Source organism: Duganella sp. CF517 (genome assembly GCF_900110275.1).
GTDB lineage: Bacteria > Pseudomonadota > Gammaproteobacteria > Burkholderiales > Burkholderiaceae_D > Rugamonas.
In genome coordinates this window covers 753,166-772,446 of sequence record NZ_FODC01000001.1, presented here as the reverse complement: position 1 = coordinate 772,446, position 19,281 = coordinate 753,166, and the positions used below count along the sequence as shown (strand labels likewise).

18 protein-coding genes are annotated in these 19,281 nt (G+C 65.9%); 12 read left to right on the top strand and 6 right to left on the bottom strand.

The features are described from left to right. Positions 1–8: 8 nt before the first annotated feature. The gene (locus BMX85_RS03240) at positions 9–443 is read right to left on the bottom strand and encodes a CsgE family curli-type amyloid fiber assembly protein (protein ID WP_090314233.1); all 435 of its coding nucleotides are present in this window, start codon (positions 441–443) and stop codon (positions 9–11) included. A 253-nt stretch (positions 444–696) separates the two neighbouring features. On the opposite strand from BMX85_RS03240, the gene BMX85_RS03235 reads away from it, so the two are divergent. After that, complete coding sequence (locus BMX85_RS03235; protein WP_090314232.1) at positions 697–1,029, top strand: DMT family transporter; 333 nt, start codon at positions 697–699, stop codon at positions 1,027–1,029. A 38-nt stretch (positions 1,030–1,067) separates the two neighbouring features. Here the strand turns inward: BMX85_RS03235 and BMX85_RS03230 are convergent, their stop codons facing one another. Next, positions 1,068–2,090, bottom strand: a complete 1,023-nt coding sequence (locus tag BMX85_RS03230; RefSeq protein ID WP_090314231.1) for a GlxA family transcriptional regulator — start codon at positions 2,088–2,090, stop codon at positions 1,068–1,070. 141 nt (positions 2,091–2,231) lie between these two features. On the opposite strand from BMX85_RS03230, the gene BMX85_RS03225 reads away from it, so the two are divergent. The 9 genes from BMX85_RS03225 to BMX85_RS03185 all read left to right on the top strand — a co-directional run bounded on the left by BMX85_RS03225 (position 2,232) and on the right by BMX85_RS03185 (position 11,333). Next, positions 2,232–3,338 (top strand): S-(hydroxymethyl)glutathione dehydrogenase/class III alcohol dehydrogenase, encoded by a 1,107-nt coding sequence (locus tag BMX85_RS03225; protein WP_090314230.1) that lies wholly within the window; start codon positions 2,232–2,234, stop codon positions 3,336–3,338. Positions 3,339–3,374: 36 nt separating this feature from the next. After that, positions 3,375–4,094: a transglycosylase domain-containing protein gene (locus BMX85_RS03220; protein ID WP_143067889.1), complete on the top strand. Its 720-nt coding sequence runs from the start codon at positions 3,375–3,377 to the stop codon at positions 4,092–4,094. A gap of 153 nt (positions 4,095–4,247) precedes the next feature. After that, positions 4,248–4,823 (top strand): TerD family protein, encoded by a 576-nt coding sequence (locus BMX85_RS03215; protein ID WP_090314228.1) that lies wholly within the window; start codon positions 4,248–4,250, stop codon positions 4,821–4,823. A gap of 199 nt (positions 4,824–5,022) precedes the next feature. After that, complete coding sequence (locus tag BMX85_RS03210) at positions 5,023–6,069, top strand: ATP-grasp domain-containing protein (RefSeq protein WP_090314227.1); 1,047 nt, start codon at positions 5,023–5,025, stop codon at positions 6,067–6,069. After that, entirely contained in the window at positions 6,066–7,268 is a 1,203-nt protein-coding gene (locus tag BMX85_RS03205) for a phosphoribosyltransferase domain-containing protein (protein WP_090314226.1), read from the top strand. Before BMX85_RS03210 ends, BMX85_RS03205 begins: the two co-directional genes overlap by 4 nt. Further along, positions 7,246–7,998, top strand: a complete 753-nt coding sequence (locus BMX85_RS03200; protein WP_090314225.1) for an HAD family hydrolase — start codon at positions 7,246–7,248, stop codon at positions 7,996–7,998. Before BMX85_RS03205 ends, BMX85_RS03200 begins: the two co-directional genes overlap by 23 nt. Then, positions 7,995–9,143: a cysteine protease StiP family protein gene (locus BMX85_RS03195; protein ID WP_090314224.1), complete on the top strand. Its 1,149-nt coding sequence runs from the start codon at positions 7,995–7,997 to the stop codon at positions 9,141–9,143. Before BMX85_RS03200 ends, BMX85_RS03195 begins: the two co-directional genes overlap by 4 nt. Next, a complete protein-coding gene (locus tag BMX85_RS03190; RefSeq protein ID WP_090314223.1) occupies positions 9,136–10,092 on the top strand; it encodes an HpcH/HpaI aldolase/citrate lyase family protein in 957 nt (318 codons plus the stop codon). The genes BMX85_RS03195 and BMX85_RS03190 overlap by 8 nt, the downstream gene beginning before the upstream one ends. Before the next feature lie 5 nt (positions 10,093–10,097). Further along, on the top strand, positions 10,098–11,333 hold the full coding sequence (locus BMX85_RS03185) for a TerD family protein (protein ID WP_090315193.1): 1,236 nt from the start codon (positions 10,098–10,100) through the stop codon (positions 11,331–11,333). A 4-nt stretch (positions 11,334–11,337) separates the two neighbouring features. Here BMX85_RS03185 and BMX85_RS03180 read toward each other — a convergent pair whose 3' ends face one another. The 4 genes from BMX85_RS03180 to BMX85_RS03165 form a co-directional block, all read right to left on the bottom strand. Further along, on the bottom strand, positions 11,338–12,708 hold the full coding sequence (locus BMX85_RS03180; protein WP_090314222.1) for a chemotaxis protein CheW: 1,371 nt from the start codon (positions 12,706–12,708) through the stop codon (positions 11,338–11,340). Between the two features lie 3 nt (positions 12,709–12,711). Beyond that, on the bottom strand, positions 12,712–14,799 hold the full coding sequence (locus BMX85_RS03175) for a methyl-accepting chemotaxis protein (protein WP_143067888.1): 2,088 nt from the start codon (positions 14,797–14,799) through the stop codon (positions 12,712–12,714). 208 nt (positions 14,800–15,007) lie between these two features. Further along, positions 15,008–15,967: a sensor domain-containing diguanylate cyclase gene (locus tag BMX85_RS03170; RefSeq protein WP_090314220.1), complete on the bottom strand. Its 960-nt coding sequence runs from the start codon at positions 15,965–15,967 to the stop codon at positions 15,008–15,010. Positions 15,968–16,147: 180 nt separating this feature from the next. Next, a complete protein-coding gene (locus tag BMX85_RS03165) occupies positions 16,148–16,666 on the bottom strand; it encodes a hemerythrin domain-containing protein (RefSeq protein WP_090314219.1) in 519 nt (172 codons plus the stop codon). Positions 16,667–16,694: 28 nt separating this feature from the next. Between BMX85_RS03165 and BMX85_RS29920 the strand changes: the two genes are divergently transcribed. Both BMX85_RS29920 and BMX85_RS03155 read left to right on the top strand, forming a co-directional pair. Continuing rightward, the gene (locus BMX85_RS29920) at positions 16,695–16,946 is read left to right on the top strand and encodes a hypothetical protein (protein ID WP_143067887.1); all 252 of its coding nucleotides are present in this window, start codon (positions 16,695–16,697) and stop codon (positions 16,944–16,946) included. A gap of 236 nt (positions 16,947–17,182) precedes the next feature. Further along, complete coding sequence (locus BMX85_RS03155) at positions 17,183–19,195, top strand: hybrid sensor histidine kinase/response regulator (protein ID WP_090314217.1); 2,013 nt, start codon at positions 17,183–17,185, stop codon at positions 19,193–19,195. The last annotated feature ends 86 nt before the right edge of the window (positions 19,196–19,281 follow it).

Sequence of the window (19,281 nt, the reverse complement as noted above, 5' to 3'; positions counted from 1 at the left end):
CCTGGTTGTCAGAATTCATCGGGGGCCAGGTCGGCGTCCCGGATCAGCTTGCGTTCGACGTCGGTTTGCAGCACCGTTTGCCAGACCGCATCGGCCGCGTTTTCGCTCAGTGAGCGGATGGCCGCGCGGGCCGGCGGCAGGCGGGTTTGAAACACGCGGCGCTGCGCGAAGCCGATCCACACCTCGCTGCCCAGGCGCGCCGACGGACGTTCGTTGATCGACAGCGTGTAGTGCTCGCTGCCTTCCTTGTCGCGCCACGCGGCCAAAAAATACTGCGAGAAATCATGGCCGGCGATGGTGACCGTCTGCACCGTCACCACGCCCGCCGCCGCCGCCGCCACCGTCTCCGGCGCAGGCGCCGGATCGGCCGCCGGGGCGGTGGCGCTGCAGGGGCCGCTCAGCGCTAGCAGGATCGCGGCGACGACGGTGTGATCGGTTGACATGTGAGCTCGCTGAGATGGGGGCGGGGGAAGGGGTGAAGTTCAAGGGGTGAAGTTCAAGGGGTGAAGTTCAGTATAGGAGCCGAGTTCCCCCGCAAATTGACGGCGATCATGCGGACTCGTCGAGAGGCGTCAAGAAGACGGCCTCAATTTGTATGCTGGAAATTGCTTGATTTGCGCACAGCCCGTCTGGTTTGAACAGACTGGTTTCGGCGGCGAAACTTATGCATACTGGCCGCTCAACAGGAGGTGCACAATGAACAAATGGCTGATGCTGGGTATTGCGATCGTCGCGGAAACCATCGCCACGTCCGCGCTGAAATCGAGCGAAGGGTTTTCCAAGCTGGTGCCGTCGGCGATCGTGCTGGTGGGCTATGGCGTGGCGTTTTATTTTCTGTCGCTGACATTGCGCTCGATACCGGTGGGCATCGCATATGCGGTGTGGTCGGGTGTGGGCATCGTCCTCATCACGGCGGTCGGCTGGGCGTTCTTCGGTCAAAAGATGGATGCGCCGGCGCTGATCGGCATGGCCTTGATCATCGCCGGCGTGGTGGTCATGAACGTGTTTTCGAGCGCGGGCGCGCATTGAGCGGATGGCGTCTCGTGCGCCGTCCGGGTCGCCGTTGTTTAGTCGGGCGCCAGTTGCAATCCGGTCGTCGCGAACCGCTCCCGGTATAGCTTGGGCGTGATGCCGAGCTTTTTCTGGAACACGCGCCGCATATGCGCTTCATCGCTGAAGCTGGCGCGCGCGGCCACTGTCTTGATCGGCAACGCCAGATCCGCCAGCAACTGCGTGGCGCGCTCGAAACGGCACGCCTCGATGAACGCTTGCGTGCTCAAACCCACTTCCTGCTGGAACACGCGGGTGAAATTGCGCTCGCTCATCATCGCCCGCTGCGCCAGCTGGGCGACCGACAGCTTTTCATGCAGGTTGTCCAGTATCCAGTTCTGGATGTCGCGGATGTTGGGCTTGGCCGTGCGCTCGCTCAGCAAATGCGCGCTGAACTGCGACTGTCCGCCCGGCCGCTTCAGATACACCACCATCTCGGTCGCCACTTCCAGCGCCAGGTCGCGGCCGAAATCCTCTTCCACCAGGGCCAGCGCCAGGTCGATGCCGGCCGTCACGCCCGCCGACGTCCACAGATTGTCCGAGCGGATGAAAATCGCATCGGCTTCCACCGAGATCGACGGGAAGTCGGCCTGCAGCCGGTCGGCCACGCTCCAGTGCGTGGTGGCGCGTTTGCCGTCCAGCACGCCGGCCGCCGCGAGGAAAAACGCGCCCGAACACAGCGCCGCCAGCCGTCGCAGGCGCGGCGCCGAGGCCGCCACCCAGGCGACGATATCCGGGCCGGCGGCTAGCGCGGCCTGGATGTGGCGGGCACCGACGACGATGGCGTCGTCCGGCAGCGACAACGGGCTCAGCGCCTTGGTGGCGTCGAGCGACATCAGGGTATCCGAGCGCACCGGGCCGACCGCGGTGGAGGCGATGCGCACGTCGTAGCCGGGCGCGCGGCCACGCCGTTGGAGGTGGAGGTTGGCGTACTCGAAAACCGACATCGGTCCGATCGCTTCCATCGCCTTGAAGCCGGGATAGACAACGATGTCGACATTCCTGGCGACGGTCCTGGCGGCCGCTGGCTTGGCGTTCATGTGTTGAGGGTCACTGTTGGTCCTTAAAATCCGGTCATTATGGCACCATTTCCGGCCATTCTCATTCGTGCGGAGGCGCTTTGCCCGGGGCGGGCGGCACAATGGCGGGCTCCAATATCGCTCTATGACGGGAACCTGACCATGAAAACCAAAGCTGCCATCGCGTGGCGCGCCGGCGCGCCGCTGACCATCGAAGAAGTCGACCTGCAAGGCCCCAAGGCCGGCGAGGTGCTGATCGAGCTCAAGGCCACCGGCATTTGCCACACCGATTACTACACCTTGTCGGGCGCCGATCCGGAAGGCATTTTCCCCGCCATCCTCGGCCATGAGGGCGCCGGCATCGTCGTCGATGTCGGCCCCGGCGTCAAGACCCTGAAAAAAGACGACCATGTGATTCCGCTGTACACGCCGGAATGCCGCGAGTGCAAGTTCTGCCTGTCGCGCAAAACCAATCTGTGCCAGGCGATCCGCTCGACCCAGGGTCGCGGCCTGATGCCGGACGCCACCAGCCGCTTCTCGCTGGACGGCAAGCCGCTGTTCCATTACATGGGCACGTCGACCTTCTCCAACTACATCGTGGTGCCGGAAATCGCGCTGGCCAAGATCCGCGAGGACGCGCCGTTCGATAAAGTCTGCTACATCGGTTGCGGCGTGACCACCGGCGTCGGCGCGGTGCTGTTCTCGGCCAAGGTGGAGGCGGGCGCCAACGTGGTCGTGTTCGGCCTCGGCGGCATCGGCCTGAACGTGATCCAGGCGGCGCGCATGGTCGGCGCCGACAAGATCATCGGTGTCGACATCAACCCGGCGCGCCAGGCGATCGCGCGCAAGTTCGGCATGACGCATTTCATCAATCCGAACGACGTCGAGAACGTGGTCGACAGCATCGTGCAGCTGACCGACGGCGGCGCCGACTACAGTTTCGAGTGCGTCGGCAACACCACGCTGATGCGCCAGGCGCTCGAGTGCACGCACAAGGGCTGGGGCAAGTCGTTCATCATCGGCGTGGCGGCGGCCGGGCAGGAGATTTCCACCCGTCCGTTCCAGCTGGTGACGGGACGCGAGTGGCGCGGCTCGGCCTTCGGCGGCGCGCGCGGCCGCACCGACGTGCCGAAGATCGTCGACTGGTACATGGAGGGCAAGCTCAATATCGACGACCTGATCACGCACCGGCTGCCGCTCGAACGCATCAACGAAGGTTTCGACCTGATGAAAAGCGGCGAGTCGATCCGCTCGGTGGTGCTGTACTAGTTAATATATGACAGCGGCCTGTGCCGCAGCGTAAAATTGACATCTTTTGCTCAGGTCAAGGATGTCACCGTGATGCGTTTCGCGTGCAAGACCGTGCTGGCGATCTTCCTGCTGGCGGCCGCCTATCTCGGGCTGGTCGCCGTCTGGGCATCGGCATCCTTCCACGCCGTCATGGAGGCGGCCCCGGCGCCGCCCACGATGCCGCTGTCGGCGCGCCAGACCGCCATCCTGCTGCGGGTCGAGGACCCCACTTTTTTCAAACATCCCGGCGTGAGCCTGGCCGAGGGGCAGGGCGTCGCCACGATCTCGTCGGCGGTCGCGCGCGACCTGTATCTGTCCGACCGGCCGCTGGCCGGCGTCTCCGGCGTGCTGCAGCGTTTTTACGGCCGCGTGTTCGATTGCTGCAAGAAGGTCGACCCGGGCCGCGACGTGATGGCGTTGGTGTTGAACGCCAAATTACCCAAGCGCAACCAGCTGGCGCTGTACGTGGCCGACGTTTACATGGGCAGCCACGACGGCAAACGGGTCACCGGGCTGGCGATGGCGGCCGACACCTATCTGGGCAAGCCGCTCGACGAGGCCAGCGAGGCGGAATTCATCGGCCTGGTGGCGATGATCAAGGCGCCCAACCACTACCATCCGCTGCTGCACCCCGAACAGCTTGCCGTCCGCGTGGCGCGGATCCAGGCGTTGCTTGACGGAAAATGCCAGCCCGACGGCTGGTTCGATACCGATTACGACGCGTGCGCGCAATAGTTAATGTAAGATCGATTGAAAGATTATATTCGGACAGTATTGATTTTCCCGCAAATGTCGCCACATACTTTGGGATGAAATTTAAAGGCCGTTCCGCGACATGGTGTCGGGGGACGCATGTTGATAATTTGAAACTTTAAATGGGAGACCAGTATGGCGATCAGTTTGCAAAAAGGCGGTAACGTCAACCTCAGCAAGGAAGCACCCGGCCTGACCAAGGTCGTTATCGGCCTGGGCTGGGACCCGCGCGCCACCGACGGCGCCGCGTTCGACCTCGACGGCAGCGCCTTCATGCTCAAGGCCGATGGCAAGGTGCGCGGCGATAGCGACTTCATCTTCTACAACAACCTCAAATCGACCGACGGCGCGCTGGTCCACAACGGCGACAACACCACCGGCCAGGGCGACGGCGACGACGAGACCCTGACCGTCGACCTGTCCACCGTGCCGGCCGAAATCGACCGTCTGTCGTTTTGCGTCACCATCCACGAAGCCGAACAGCGCAAGCAAAACTTCGGCATGATCGGCAAGGCCTTTATCCGCTGCCTGAACGCCAACGGCAATGCCGAACTGGCCCGCTACGACCTGTCGGAAGATAGCTCGGTGGAAACGGCAATGATTTTCGGCGAGCTGTATCGCGCCGGCGCCGAGTGGAAATTCAAGGCGGTCGGCCAGGGCTTCAAAGGCGGCCTCGGTCCGCTGGCGCGCTCGTTCGGCGTCAACGCTTAATACTTAGTACCAGTAAGCAATCCGGCGCCGGTCGTGCGCCGAACGTTCAAACCGGGAGGCCTTCGTCTCCCGGTTTGCTCGTGCGCGCGAGGTCTGTGCCCGCGCCGCCACACATCTTATTTATCATCGATCGACATGGGGACTGCATGAGCATTTATTTGAGCACGGGAACGCACACCGACCTGTCCGGAGCGTTGCCGTGAGCGCGCCGGAACGGGTATGCCGCGTCTGGTATAACAGCGCCTTCTCGTCCATCGCGAACGTGCTCACGCTCATCCGCGAGGCCGACCACGCCGGTCGCTTCCATACGATGTATACGCACCCGCATGCCCACACCCCGGCCGCCGGCGCCGCGCACGAGTTCCACCTCGAGCCGAAAGGCTTGACGGCGGCTGATTATGTCGACTGGTGCCTGCAATTTTGCCGCGAACACCGGATCGACGTGTTCGCGCCGGCCAAGCACGCGTCCGCGCTGAGCGCGGCGCCCGGGCGCTTCCTCGAGCATGGCGTGCGCGTGCTCAGCGCGGCGGCCGCCGACCAGCTCGACATCATCGACGACAAGGCCGCCTTCTACGCCGGCGTCGATCTGCCGCTGGCGCCGCCGCCGGACTTCCGCATCTTCAAGGACATCGCCCAGTTCGAGGCCGCCCACGCCGAGCTGCGTCCGCTGCACAAGGAGCTGTGCGTCAAGCCGGCGCGCTCGGTCTACGGCCTGGGCTTCAGCGTACTGGACGAGGAGCGCAGCAGCGCCGCGTTGCTGCTGGCCGGCGCCAGCTACCGCATCGGCCTGGGCGACCTGCGCCGCGGCTTGGCCGAGCTGGAAACCTTCCGCACCATGTTGCTGATGGAATACCTCGACGGCTACGAATACAGCGTCGATTGCGTTGGCGCCAACGGCCATCTGGTCGCTGCGGTGGCCCGCAAGAAGCTGCCGCAGCCGGGCCAAGGCCAGGTGATCGACATGCGCGCCGACATCGTCGAGTCGTGCGCCAAGCTGGCCGCCGACTTCGGCCTGAGCGGCATGTTCAACGTGCAGTTCCGCGAAGGCCGGGGCGGCCTGCGCCTGCTCGAGATCAACGCCCGCGCCTCGGGCGGCATCGGCATGGCCTGCCTGGCGGGACCGAACCTGCCTTACCTGGCGCTGGTCGGCTTTGTCGACGGCCATGAAGGGTTCGGGCCGGAACAACTGGCGGTGCGCGACGGCCTGCGCGTGGGCGAGCTGGGCACGGCGGTGGCATTGCCATGAACGGGCCATCGCCATTGCCCGCGCCGTTTCCAGCCGATGTCGAGGTGGAACTGCCGACCGGCACGCTGGAACTGCGCGTGACCGGCAGCGAGTTTCCGCCCGACAGCCTGCTGGGCTTTGCCGCGCGCGACAACGCCAAGCGCGGCTTCCTGTTCCTGAGCAAGGTGCTGGGCAAGCACTGGCCGGTGACGCCGCAACGCATGGCCGAGATCCACGAGCGCCTGGCGGCCGGCGTGCCGGATCTGCCGGGGCCGGTTGTGTTCATCTCGATGGCCGAAACCGGCATCGGCCTGGGGCAGGGCATGTTCGAGGCCTGGCAACGCGCCCATCCGGACCAGCCGGCGCTGTTCCTGCACACCACCCGCTACCGGGTCGGCGACGAAGCGCTGATCGAATTCGAGGAGGCGCACAGCCATGCGCCGCGCCAGTTCCTGCACTGGCCGGCCGATCCGGCGCAGCGCGCGCTGTTCACCGGCATGCGCTCGCTGGTGCTGGTCGACGACGAGGCCAGCACCGGCAACACCTTCGTCAACCTGCTGAACGCTTGCCGCCAGGTGCAGCCCGGGGCGAAGCCGACCCTCGGTCACCTGCATCTGGCGGTGATCACCAATTTCATGGGCGAGCAGGGCGTCGCGGCCTTGGCGGAACGGTGCGCGCTGCCGATGACCTTGGGCGCCTGCCTGCACGGCAGCTACCGTTTCACGCCGGGGGCGATGGAATCGGCCGCGGCGCCGGCGCAGCGTTTCGACGCCGACGCCGAGCGCGGCGCCAGCGACCGGTTCGGCCGCCGCGGCCGCACCACGCCGCTGCGCCTGCCGCCGGCGCTGGTGTCCGGTCTGGCCGCCGACATCGCCGACGGCCAGACCGTGCTGGTGCTGGGCACTGGCGAATTCATGCACGCGGCCTATGCGCTCGGCGCCGGGCTGGCGCGCGACGGTGTCGAGGTGCTGGTGCAGTCGACCACGCGCTCGCCGATCCGCCGCTGGGGCGCGGTGGCCCACGCCCTGGCGTTCGCCGACAACTATGGCGAAGGCATCCCCAATTTTTTGTACAACGTCGCCCCCGGTCAGTACGACCATGTTTTCATTTGCCACGAGACGCCGCCCAACGCCGCGTTGTTCGAGCTGGCCGCGCTGCTCAAGGCGCGTCTGTTCCATTTTAAGAGTGAGGCCTCGATTGAAGAAATTCCTGTTTGCTGACCTGGACGACACACTGTTCCAATCGCTGGAAAAGTGCGCCGGGCGCGACGACCTCGAACCGGCGGCCGTGCTCAAGGACGGCGTCGCCTGTTCGTTCACCACCGCCGGCCAGCGCGCGATGTTCGAATTCATGAATGACGGCATGACCATCATTCCCGCGACGGCGCGCAACCAGGACGCCTACGGCCGCGTCAAGATCGACTTCACCAGCTACGCCGTGATCAACTACGGCGGCGTGGTGCTGCTGCCGGACGGCAGCGCCGACCGTTCCTGGCTCGAACGCATGCGCCCGGCGATGCTGGCCGCGCAGGACGGCCTGGCCGAACTGGGCCGCCTGATCGACGCCTACGTGGAAGCCGCCGGCCAGCGCAGCCGCACCCGCATCGTCGAGGATTATTCGATTCCTTTCTATCTGCTGATCAAGGACGCCGACAAGATCGCCGCCCGGCTCGAGCCGATCGAGCGCGAGGTGGTGCGCCCGTGGCTGGAAGCGCGCGGCCACGACTATTTCGTCCACCGCAACGCCAACAACCTGGCGATCCTGCCCAACGCGCTGAACAAGTCGCACGCGGTGGCCTACGTGACCGAGCTGCTGCGCGCCGAGCATGGCGCTATCCTGACCTTCGGCATCGGCGACAGCCGTTCCGACGCGCGCTTCATGGCCGCCTGCGACTACGCCATCGTGCCGCGCGGCACGCAACTGGCCGGGGTCGCCCTGGAGCCGCTATGAACTTCAGCGGCAGCTACCATGGCGACGACGTGCGCTTCCTGCTCAAGCCGCTGGCGCTGGCCTCGTTCGTCGACGTGCCCGACAAGGAACGCCTGATCCAGTCGGGACAGCGCCATTACAGCGAGATGCTGTCGCGCGAGTCGCTGCCGTCGCCGCGCTACCTGGACGTGTTCGGCCAGGCCTGCGCGGCCAACCTGCAGCGCATGGCGCGCGACTGCGTGACCCTGGCCGGCCTGATCGCGCGCCGCCGCGCCGGCCCGGTGACGCTGGTCTCGCTGGCGCGCGCCGGCACGCCGGTCGGCGTGGTGCTCAAGCGCCTGCTCGGCGGCGTGTTCGGCCGCGAGGTCGCGCATTATTCGCTGTCCATCATCCGCGACCGCGGCATCGACCAGGTCGCGCTGGAATATATCCTGGCGCAGGGCCACGCGCCGGAATCGATCGTCTTCGTCGACGGCTGGACCGGCAAGGGCGTCATCGCCGCCGAACTGCACGCCAGCATGGCGCTGTTCAATGCGCGCCACGGCTGCGCCATCGACAGCGGCCTGTACGTGCTGTCCGACCTGGCCGGCGTGGCCGCCTGCGCCGCCGGCCATGACGATTACCTGATCCCGTCGAGCATCCTGAACGCCACCGTGTCCGGCCTGGTCAGCCGCTCGATCCTGAACGACGCGATCGGCCCGGACGACTTCCACGGCTGCGTCTACTACGCCGAGTTCGAGCCGCAGGACCAGTCGCGCGCCTTCGCCGACCGCCTGGTCGAACTGGCGCGACAATGGGCCGAAGGGCCGGCCGCGATCGACGCCGTCATCGGCCCGGCCAGCGAGCCGGCCAGCGCCACCACCGCGTTGGCCGACCTCGCCACCGAGACCGCGCGCGCGACGGCGGCGCAGGTGTCGCGCGGCTACATGCGGACGGCCAAGCGCGCGCACGGCGTCGCCGACCGCAACCTGATCAAACCCGGCCTGGGCGAGGCGACGCGCGTGTTGCTGCGGCGCTCGCCGGACAGGCTGATCGTGCGCGACGCGGCCAGTGCCGACGTCGCCCATTTGCTGGTGCTGGCACGCGAAAAAGACGTGCCGGTGCAACTCGATCCGGAGCTGCCATACCAGGCCGTTTCCATCATCAGGAGTATCGCCGATGGTTAAGACACTAGGGGCTTCGCTGTACGTGCCGGCGACCCACAAATATCTGATGGACGTCGCCAGCGGCACGCGCCTGGGCAATGTGCGCTCGCTGATCATGTGCACCGAGGACGCGGTCGCCGACCGTGAGCTCAGCTACGCCTTGTTCAACCTGTCGCTGGTGCTGGCCAATATGCCGGTCGATAGCCAGGCCGAGCGCTTCGTGCGCGTGCGCAACCTGGATGTGATGACGCGGGTGCTGGCCATGCCGGGCGCCGACAAGCTGACCGGCTTCGTCATTCCCAAGGCCACCCAGTACAACCTGCCGATGTACTGCAACCTGGTGCGCGACACCGCGCACGTGCTGATGCCGACGCTGGAGACGGCCGAGGTGTTCTACGACGCCGAGATGCACGCGCTGCGCCATCTGATCGGCTCGCCCGGCATCCGCGAGCGGGTGGTGGCGCTGCGCATCGGCGGCAACGACCTGCTGGCGCTGCTGGGCTTGCGCCGGCCGCGCAACATGACGATCTACCGCACGCCGCTGGGGCCGGTGATCGGCCGCCTGGTGACGACCTTCCGTCCGCACGGCTTCGCGCTGACGGCGCCGGTGTTCGAGCATCTGGACCTGCCGCAACTGCTGGCCGAGGAGGTCAACGAAGACCTGGCGCACGGCATGGTGGGCAAGACGGCGATCCATCCGAGCCAGATCGATCCGATCGAAAGCCATTACCGCGTCTCCGCCAGCGACCTGGAGGAGGCCTCCGCCATCCTGCGGCCGGACAGCCCGGCGGTGTTCGCGATGAACCAGTCGATGTGCGAGGTGGCGACCCATCGCGCCTGGGCCGAGAGCACGCTTGAACGCTCGCGGCTGTTCGGATCGCATCCGCGCCAGGGGCAGGATGCGATGCCGACCGCAACGCCGCCGGTCGCAACTTCGCCGATGTTAACGAGTCAAACTATTCTGAGGTGATCGAAATGAAACAATTCTCGCGTGGACAAAAAAGCAAACTCGACGACCTGGGCTGCGGCCAGTCGTTCACCGTCGATGTGGAACTGAAGATCGCCGGCACCAGCGCCGACGTCTCGTGCTTCGGCCTCGACGCCGGCGAGCGCCTGTCGGACGACCGTTACATGGTGTTCTACAACCAGCTGGCCAGCCCCGGCGACGCCGTCAAGCTGAGCATCTCGGGCGACCGTTCCAGCTTCGCCGTCAACCTGGCGGCGCTGCCGGAGTCGATCTCCAAGCTGGTGTTCACCGCCGCCATCGACAGCGGCGCGATGCGCTCGCTGGGCCAGGGCAGCGTGACGGTCGGCGGCGTGGCGCAGTTCCCGCTGGCCGGCGCCGACTTCCAGGACGAGAAGGCGGTGATCCTGGCCGAGATCTATCGCAAGGACGGGCTGTGGCGTTTCGGCGCCGTGGGGCAGGGCTTCAATGGCGGCTTGTCGGCGTTGCTGACGCATTTCGGCGGCAGCGAGAGCGCGTCGGCTTCGGCCCCTTCGGCCGCGGCGGCTCCTCCGTCGGCGCCGGCACCGGCGCCGGCGCCGCAGGCCAAGGTGTCGCTGTCGAAGATCACACTGGAGAAGCGCGGCGACAAGATCTCGCTGGAGAAATCGGCGTCGCGCGGTTTCGGCCGCATCCATGTCAACCTGAACTGGGCCCGCTCGGGCGCCGTCGCGCCGGTCGAGAAGGGCGGCTTCCTGTCCAAGCTGACCGGCGGCCTGCGCCCGTCCAAGGGACTGGATCTGGACCTGGCGTGCATGTTCGAGCTCAACGACGGCTCCAAGGGCGTGGTGCAGGCGCTGGGCAACAGTTTCGGCAACTTCGACGCCAAGCCTTACATCCAGCTGGCCGCCGACGACCGCACCGGGGCCAATGTCGATGGCGAGAATTTGACGATCAACGGCCAGCGCTTCGACGAGATCAAGCGGGCCCTGATTTTCGCGTTCATCTACGAGGGCGCGCCGAACTGGGCGGCGACCGATGGCGTCGTCACGATCAACGTGCCGGACCAGCCGCCGATCGAGGTGCGCCTGGACCAGGGCGCCAGCCAGCGCATGTGCGCGATCGCCATGATCGAGAATGTCGGCGGCAAGCTGCAGGTGACCAAGCTGATCGATTACATCGTGCCGGAAGGCGGCAAGAGCATGCACGAGGTGATGGATCGCAAATACAACTTCGGCATGAAGTGGGTGGCCGGCAGCAAGGGCTGATCGCCTAGCGGTTCGCCAGGTCGACGGTGCGGTAACTGACCTGCTCGCTGCCTTCGCCGGTGGTGATGAATTCCACCGGCCCGGCGCCGGCCAGCGCCATCCGGTACAGCCATCCCGTATGGGGCGGAATCAGCAGCAGCACGTGGCGCACCACGCACCCGGCGTAGCCGTTCGCCCCCTTGACGACGATGATGCGCGCGCTGGGCTTGGCCGACGACGGCTCCGGCCCGGTGCGCAGATCGACCAGCCGCACCGCCTGTCCGCGCCATTCGATATTGGCCGCCAAGCGCTCCAGCCCATCCATGTGCTCGGCCCGCAGCGGCAGGATCTCCTCCATCGCATCGATCGACGCCGCGCACGACTGATCGGTCTGGAAGACGATATAGGCGCTGGTGTTGGCGCGTTGCGCCTCCCGTTTGTCCTGCGTCGGCGCGCCGCTGCGGCTGATGCTGGCCTCCGGCGTCCTGGCGAACAGCAGCGCCGTGTCGATGACCCGGACCTCGCCGCTGCCTTCCTCGAAGATGGTGGCGGCGATGCCGCCGTCCGGCGCGACCGCGCCGGCGACCGCCAACGGCCGCAGCTCGATCGCCTCGCGCACCAGCAAACCAAGCGTCAGTCCGTCGCGCCGCACGATGGCCAACAGACGGCCGCGCCCATCGTCGGGCTGGCCGAGCAGCGCGCCGGCGTCGACCACCGGGATGGTGCGGTCGCGCCATTTGCAATAGCGGTTGCTGCCGGCGGTGCCGACGGCAAGTAGTTCGGGCAGCGGGATCACCTCGGCCAGCTCGGCGGCGGGCAACGCCACGCGGACGTCGCCCACCGCCAGCAGCGCGCTCAGCACCTTCTCGTGTTCCGCTTGCGCTTCGGGGGCCGATGGCGGCGCCCCGGCGTCGCCGTCGGACTCGTGCCAGGCCGACGCCAGCGCGATCAAGCGGCCGACGTCGAGGATGCTGAGCACCAGTCCCATGTCCGCCGACTTGACGACGGTGTGGAACACTTCCTCGCCGTCGTCGTCGTGATGCACTTGCGACATAGCCTGCGGCGCGACATCGGTCAAGCCACGGATGCTGTCGACCTTGAGGCCGATGGTGCGCCGGCCGTCGCTGAGCATCATGACGCGCTCGGCGATTTCCACGTCCGCCGGTGGCGCGCCCAGCTCGACCCAGCGCGCCAGATCGACCACCGGCACCAGCCGCCCGGCGTGCTCGGCCACGCCGCACAGCGCGCCCTGGCGGCGCGGCAGCGCGCTCAGCGCGCCCTTGGCGGGGATGGCTTGCAGCACCGCGTCGATCGCCACGCCGATGTTGACCGCGCCAACCGCCGCCACGGCCAGCCGCAGCGCGCCCGCGGCCGGCGCCGATTCCTGAGCTGCCATGCGTCAGCGCTCCGTCGCCATGCTCTCCAGCTCCGTCAGCAGCGACGAGGCGTCGCGCGTCGCCGCCGCCTGCGCCGACGTCGACGCGTGGATCTGGTCGATCGACGCGCTGGTCTTGGCGACCGACTGCACGATGCGCTCGAACGCCGCCTCGACGTCGCCCGACAGCCGCGTGCCTTCGCCGACCCGGTTGACGGTCTCGTTGATCAGCTTGGCGATCTCGCGGGTGGCCAGCGCCGACTTTTCGGCCAGCTTGCGCACCTCGTTGGCGACCACCGAGAAGCCGTAGCCGTGCTCGCCGGCGCGCGCCGCCTCGATCGCCGCGTTGAACGCCAGCAGGTGGGTCTGCCCGGCGATGTCGCTGATGGTGTCGATGATTTCATGCACCGCCCCCGATGACTGCTGGATGGCGACGATGGCGTCCTTGGAGCGCGCCAGCAGCTTGCTGCCGTCGGCCGCCTCCGCCTGGGTCTGGCCGGCCAGGCCGGCGCTTTGCTGCGAGCCCTGGGCGATGCCGGCGATCGATAAGGTCAGCTCGCCGAGCACGCCCGAGATGGCCTTGACCTTTTGCGTGACCATTTCCTCGCGGTTGACCTGCTCGGTCACGTCCATGGCGAACTTGACCACCTTGTAGGCCTTGCCGTTGATGTCCAGGATCGGATTGTAGGTGGCCAAAATCCAGATCTCGGCGCCGTGCTTGCCGACCCGCTTGAAGCGGCCGGACTGGAATTCCCCCTGCCCGAGGTCGGCCCAGAAGTTGCGGTACTCGGCGCTCTTGACCATGTCGGCGTCGCAGAACATGCTGTGGTGCTGGCCGACGACTTCGTCTTCCACATAGCCCATGGTGCGCAGGAAGTTCTCGTTGACGGAGATGATGTTGCCGCGCATGTCGAATTCGATGACCGCCTGCGAGCGGCCCAGCGCGTCGAGCTTGCCCTTGGTCTCGGCGCTGCGCATTTTTTGCTGGGTGATGTCGGTGGCGAACTTGACCACCTTGACCGGCTTGCCGTCGGCGTCGAAGATCGGGTTGTACGACGCCAAAATCCACACTTCCTTGCCCGCTTTGGTGACGCGCCGGTACTCGCCGGCGTTGAATTCGCCGCGCCCGAGGCGCTCCCAGAACGCCACGTACTCGGGCGAGTGGAAGAAGGCCGGATCGCAGAACATGCGGTGGTGCTGGCCGCGCACCTCGTCGAGCGTGTAGCCCATGACGGCCAGGAAGTTGTCGTTGGCCGACAGTACCTTGCCGTGCAAGTCGAATTCGATGACGGCCTGGACCCTGTCGACGGCCTGGTTCTTGCCTTCGAAGTTGGCGTTGCGCATTTTCTCGGCCGTGATGTCGGTGGCGAACTTGACCACCTTGAACGGCTTGCCGTCGGCGCCGAAGATCGGGTTGTAGGTCGCCTGGATCCAGATGGCGTTGCCTTGCTTGCCGATGCGCTTGAATTCGCCGGCGTGGAATTCGCCCTTGGCCAGGTCGGCCCAAAAGCTGCGGTACTCGTGCGAACGGCTGAACGCGCCCTCGCAGAACATCGAGTGGTGCTTGCCGACCACCTCGTCGCGCTGGTAGCCCATGGTCTTGAGGAAGTTGTCGTTGGCGTGCAGGATGCGGCCGGTCAGGTCGAATTCGATCTCCGCCTGCGCGCGGTCGACCGCCATCATCTTGCCCTCGAAGTCGGCATTGCGCAGCGTCTGTTCGGTGATGTCGGTGGCGAACTTGATCACCTTGAACGGTTTGCCGTCGGGGCCGATGACGGGATTGTACGAGGCCTGCAACCAGACCGGCTTGCCGCTTTTGTGCAGGCGCATGTATTCGCCGCTGCTGGGGCGGCCCGCCGCCAGCTCCAGCCACAGGGCGCGGTATTCGTCGGAAGCGGCGAATTCGGGCGTGCAAAACATGCGGTGGTGTTTGCCGACGATCTCGTCCTTGGTGTAGCCCATGGCCTCGAGGAAGTTTTGGTTGGCGTGGGTGACAATGCCGGTCAGATCGAACTCGATCAGCGCCTGGCTGCGGTTGATGGCGTCGAGCACCGACATGGCGATGCTCAGGCGGGAATCGCAAGTACCGATCTCTTCAATAGAACTGTGCATGATGACCTAACCTGTGGAAACTGCTGGAGAAGGTTAAGTGTAGCCCTGAAGAAACCTTTAGCGCGAGCAAAAGGCACCGCAGTTCTGCCCGCCGCGCCCGCTTGCGTTGTTATCGCGCGTCAATTCCACTCTTGTGAGCACAATCGTGTTGCAAGTGATGCGGCAATGTTACCAGCCGTACAAGCGTGCACCGGGCCCAGCGTGGACGCTAGCGCTTGGCGGCCTTGATCGCATACATCCGCGCGTCGCCCTCGGCGAGCAGCGTGCCGATCTCGCGGTGCGTGGCCGGTTCGAATTCCACCATGCCGGACGAAAACGCCAACGCATAGCCGCGTTGGGCTTCGGTGTTGTAGGCGCCGATGACGGCGGAGAATTTGTCGATGACCATCGCCGCTTCGGCTTGCGCCGCGCTGGTCAGCAGGACGACGAATTCGTCGCCGCCCAGGCGGGCGAACAGGTCGGTGCTGCGGAAGCTCCTGCGCATGGCGTCGGCGAAGGCGACCAGCGCGCGGTCGCCCTCGGCGTGGCCGAACGTATCGTTGATGGGCTTGAACCGGTCGAGGTCGATAAACACCAGCGTCGCCGGCGCGCCCTGCCTGGCGCAGAAGTTGAGGCTGTATTGGGCCAGCTGCATGAAGCCGCGGCGGTTGGAAATCTGGGTCAGGTCGTCGGTGGTGGCCTTCTGAAAAGCGCTCAGCTCGTCTTCGACCATGGCCGCCAGATCGCGCAGCGCGATCGCGTCTTCCTCGTCGAAGCCGCGCGCCTCGGTGTCGATGATGCACAGCGTGCCGATCTTGAAGCCGCCGGCCGAGCGCAGCGGGCAGCCGGCGTAGAAGCGGATATGCGGCGCGCCCGTCACCAGCGGATTGTCGGCGAAACGCGGGTCGGCAAGGGCGTCGGCGATCAGGAAAATGTCGTCGCCGAGGATGGCGTGGCCGCAGAAGGAGATACTGCGCGGGGTTTCGCTGGCGGGCAGGCTTTCGTTCGATTTGAACCATTGGCGGTTCTCGTCGATGATGCTGACCAGCGCGATGGGCACGCGGAACATGCGTTTGGCCATGCGCGTGAGGCGGTCGAAGCGCTCCTCGGCCGGCGTGTCGAGGATCTCCATCGAACGCAGCGCCGTCAGGCGACTGGCTTCATTGCTGGGTGTGACGGGTGCTTGCAACCGGCTCTCCTTGCGCAGTGGGACGGCATCGTTTGCCGATTCTACACAAGCGGATAGGGCGCGGCCAGAGCGACCGGTAATGGTGTTGCTATATAGCACGCCGCCCCGGCTGGCTGGCGGCGGGAGCGGCGTGGAGAGCAAGTGCGCCGGGCTGTGGTCAGCCCGGCAAGCCGGTTCGGCTTAGTGCGGCAGCGAAGGTACAGGCAGCTCGACTTCTTCCTTGCGGGCGGCGATGGCTGCGCCCAGCGCGGCCATGTCCAACTTGGCTTTGCGTGCTTTCGGGAACATTTCTTTCTCTTCTTCTTCGACGTGATGCTCGATGTACTCCGACAAGACCTTGACCTTGGCGTCGTACAGATCTTCGCCCGGTTCCATTTCGAGGATTTGCGCGATCAGATCCTTGGCGGAAGCGTGCTCCACGGTCGCTTCGTCGACCAGATCCTCGGCGTCGCCGCTGGCTTCGCGCACGGCGGTGTAGAAGATTTCTTCCTCGGCGGTCGCGTGTTTGGTCAGTTCCAGGCAGATCTGGGTAGCGAGTTTCTTTTTGCTAGCCGTCGAACGGTCGCTCAGGTTCTCGTATTTTTCAAACAGTTCCTTGACGTTCTTGTGGTCCTGGGTCAGCAGTTCGATCGCGTCGATGGAATCGCTGCCTTGCGGCGCGCGCGGCGCCTTGCTCTTGGCGGTGGTAGTGGTGCTCATGTCATTTGCCTCGTATCGGTAAGAGTGGATGGATTATTTCGACTTCGAGCCGGAAGAAGATTTGCCGGCGGTCGATTTGGTCGACGATTCGCTGGCCGATGCCTTGCTGCCGGACGTGGCCGACTGGCTGTTGCCTTTGCCGCTGCCACCGTTGCCGGAGCTCTTGGCGGTGCCCGTTTCTTCCACTTTGCTGTTGCCGCCGTTTTTACCGCCTTGGGTTGGTTTGCTCATCATCTTCTCCTGGGATTTGACTGGTTGTGCCGCTGAAGTGTTCAACTAAGTTGGAACCGAGTTTGAAACTAACTAAGTCAGAACTGAGTTTGCAGCTGATTTAGCAACGGATACGTTTTGCTATGGACCCATAGTAGACGCGCACTCAGCCGCCCGCTGTAGGAGCGTTGCCTGTGTCGCTGTAGGTCGTGTTACCCAAGAGTTGTGTGCCCAGATGCTACAATCGGATACCCACCAATCCAGCCACTGCTTCCGGCCAAGGTCGCATTCCTTAAAGAAATCCGCATGACGTCTGAGACTTCCCTTATCGTGCAATCGCTGCCGTTTGCCATCCTTGTGCTCGACGCCGGTCCTGAATATGCCATTCTCCACGCTTCAGACGAATACCTCGCCGCTACGCTGACCACGCGCGCCGATCTGATCGGGAGGCCGCTGTTCGACGCCTTCCCGGGCGAGACCGCCGAAGCCGAGGGGCCGATACGGCTGCGCGCCTCGCTCGAATCGGTGTTGCGCACCGGCCGCACGCACGCGATGGAGGTGCAGCGCTACGACGTTCCGGATCGCCAAGGTGGCGGATTCATCGTCAAGTCCTGGCTGCCGACCAACATTCCGGTGCCGGGCGAGGACGGCCGCGTGCGCTTCATCCTGCACCGCGTCTACGACCTCACCGCCATCCTCGCCAGCGAGGACGGGCAGGGGGTGGGCAGCCAGCCGGCGCATTTGACGCGTTCGTTGCAAGACTTGCGGCAACTGGCCGAACTGATGCGCGAGGGCGAGGGCCGGCGCCGCAACGCCGAGGCGCGCGCCACCGAGGCGGGCGAGCGGCTGGAGCTGGCCGTCGCCGCCGGCGAGCTGGGCACGTTTTACTGTCCCATGCCGATGGGGAAGATCTTCTGGAACGACAAGTGCAAGGAGCATTTCTTCCTGCCCGAGGACGCCGAGGTCGACTTCGATGTGTTCTACAGCCGCATCCATCCGGACGACCGCGACCACACCCGCGCGGCGGTCGACGCCAGCGTGGTGGACGGGAAGGGCTACGACGTCGAATACCGGGTGCTGGCGCCGGACGGGCGCGAGCGCTGGCTGCGCGCCAAGGGCCGCACCTATTACGACCGCGCCGGCGCGCCGACCCGCTTCGACGGCATCACCATCGACATCAGCGACACCAAGCGCATCCAGGCCGAACTGGCGCGCAGCAACCAGCAGAAGGACGATTTCCTGGCCATGCTGGCGCACGAATTGCGCAATCCGCTGGCGCCGATCACCGCCGCCGCCGACCTGCTGGCCATCGCGCCGCCGGAGCCGGCGCGCATCGCCCGAATGAGCGAGGTGCTGTCGCGCCAGGCGCGGCACATGTCGGCCATGCTCGACGACCTGCTCGATGTCTCGCGCGTGACGCGCGGCGTGGTCGAGCTGAATAAGACCGTGATCGATTGCAAGCAGGTGGTGGCCGCCGCGCTGGAACAGGTCCAGCCGCTGACGGAGAAGCGCGGCCACAAGGTGAGCACGCACATCACCTACGAGCAGGCGCAGGTGGTCGGCGACGAAAAGCGGCTGGTGCAGGTGCTGGCCAATTTGCTCAACAACGCGGCCAAGTACACGCCGGCCAGGGGCGCGATCGAGCTGGCGCTGCGCGTCGATGGCGGCGAGGTGGTCGTCACGGTGGCCGACAACGGCGCCGGCATCGGCGCCGACCTGCTGCCGCATGTGTTCGAACTGTTCGTGCAGGGCGCGCGCACCCCGGACCGCGCGCAGGGCGGGCTGGGGCTGGGGCTGCCGCTGGTCAAGAGCCTCGTGGGGCTGCATGGCGGCCGCGTCGCCGCCAGCAGCGGCGGTCCCGGCGCCGGCAGCGTATTCGAGGTGCGGCTGCCGCGCCATCAGTCGGCCGACGCCGGCGCCGGCGCCACGGGCGGCCTGGCGCCGCAGGCGGGGCAGGCGTTGCGCATCGTCGTGGTCGACGACAACGCCGACGCCGCGTGGACGCTGGCCACCTGCCTGCGGGCGGTCGGCCACAGCGTCGAGGAAATGACCAATCCGCGCGCGGCGCTGGCCATCCCGCCGGAGCGGGTGCCGGACGTGTTCCTGCTCGACATCGGCATGCCCGACATCGACGGCCACGAGCTGGCGCGCCGGCTGCGCGGGCAGCCGCACACGGCCGGGACCCGACTGATCGCCGTCACCGGCTACGGCAACATCGAGGAAAAGGCCGGCGGCAAGGGCGATTTCGACCGCTACCTGGTCAAGCCGGTCAACTTCGGCAAGCTGATGCAGATGCTGGACGACGTGATGACCACGTAACCAGGCCGGTTCGGCGCGCCTCGCTTTGCTCACCTTGTTGATCAATGCGTCCGGAGGGCCTTTTCCGGGGCACTAAAATGCTAATA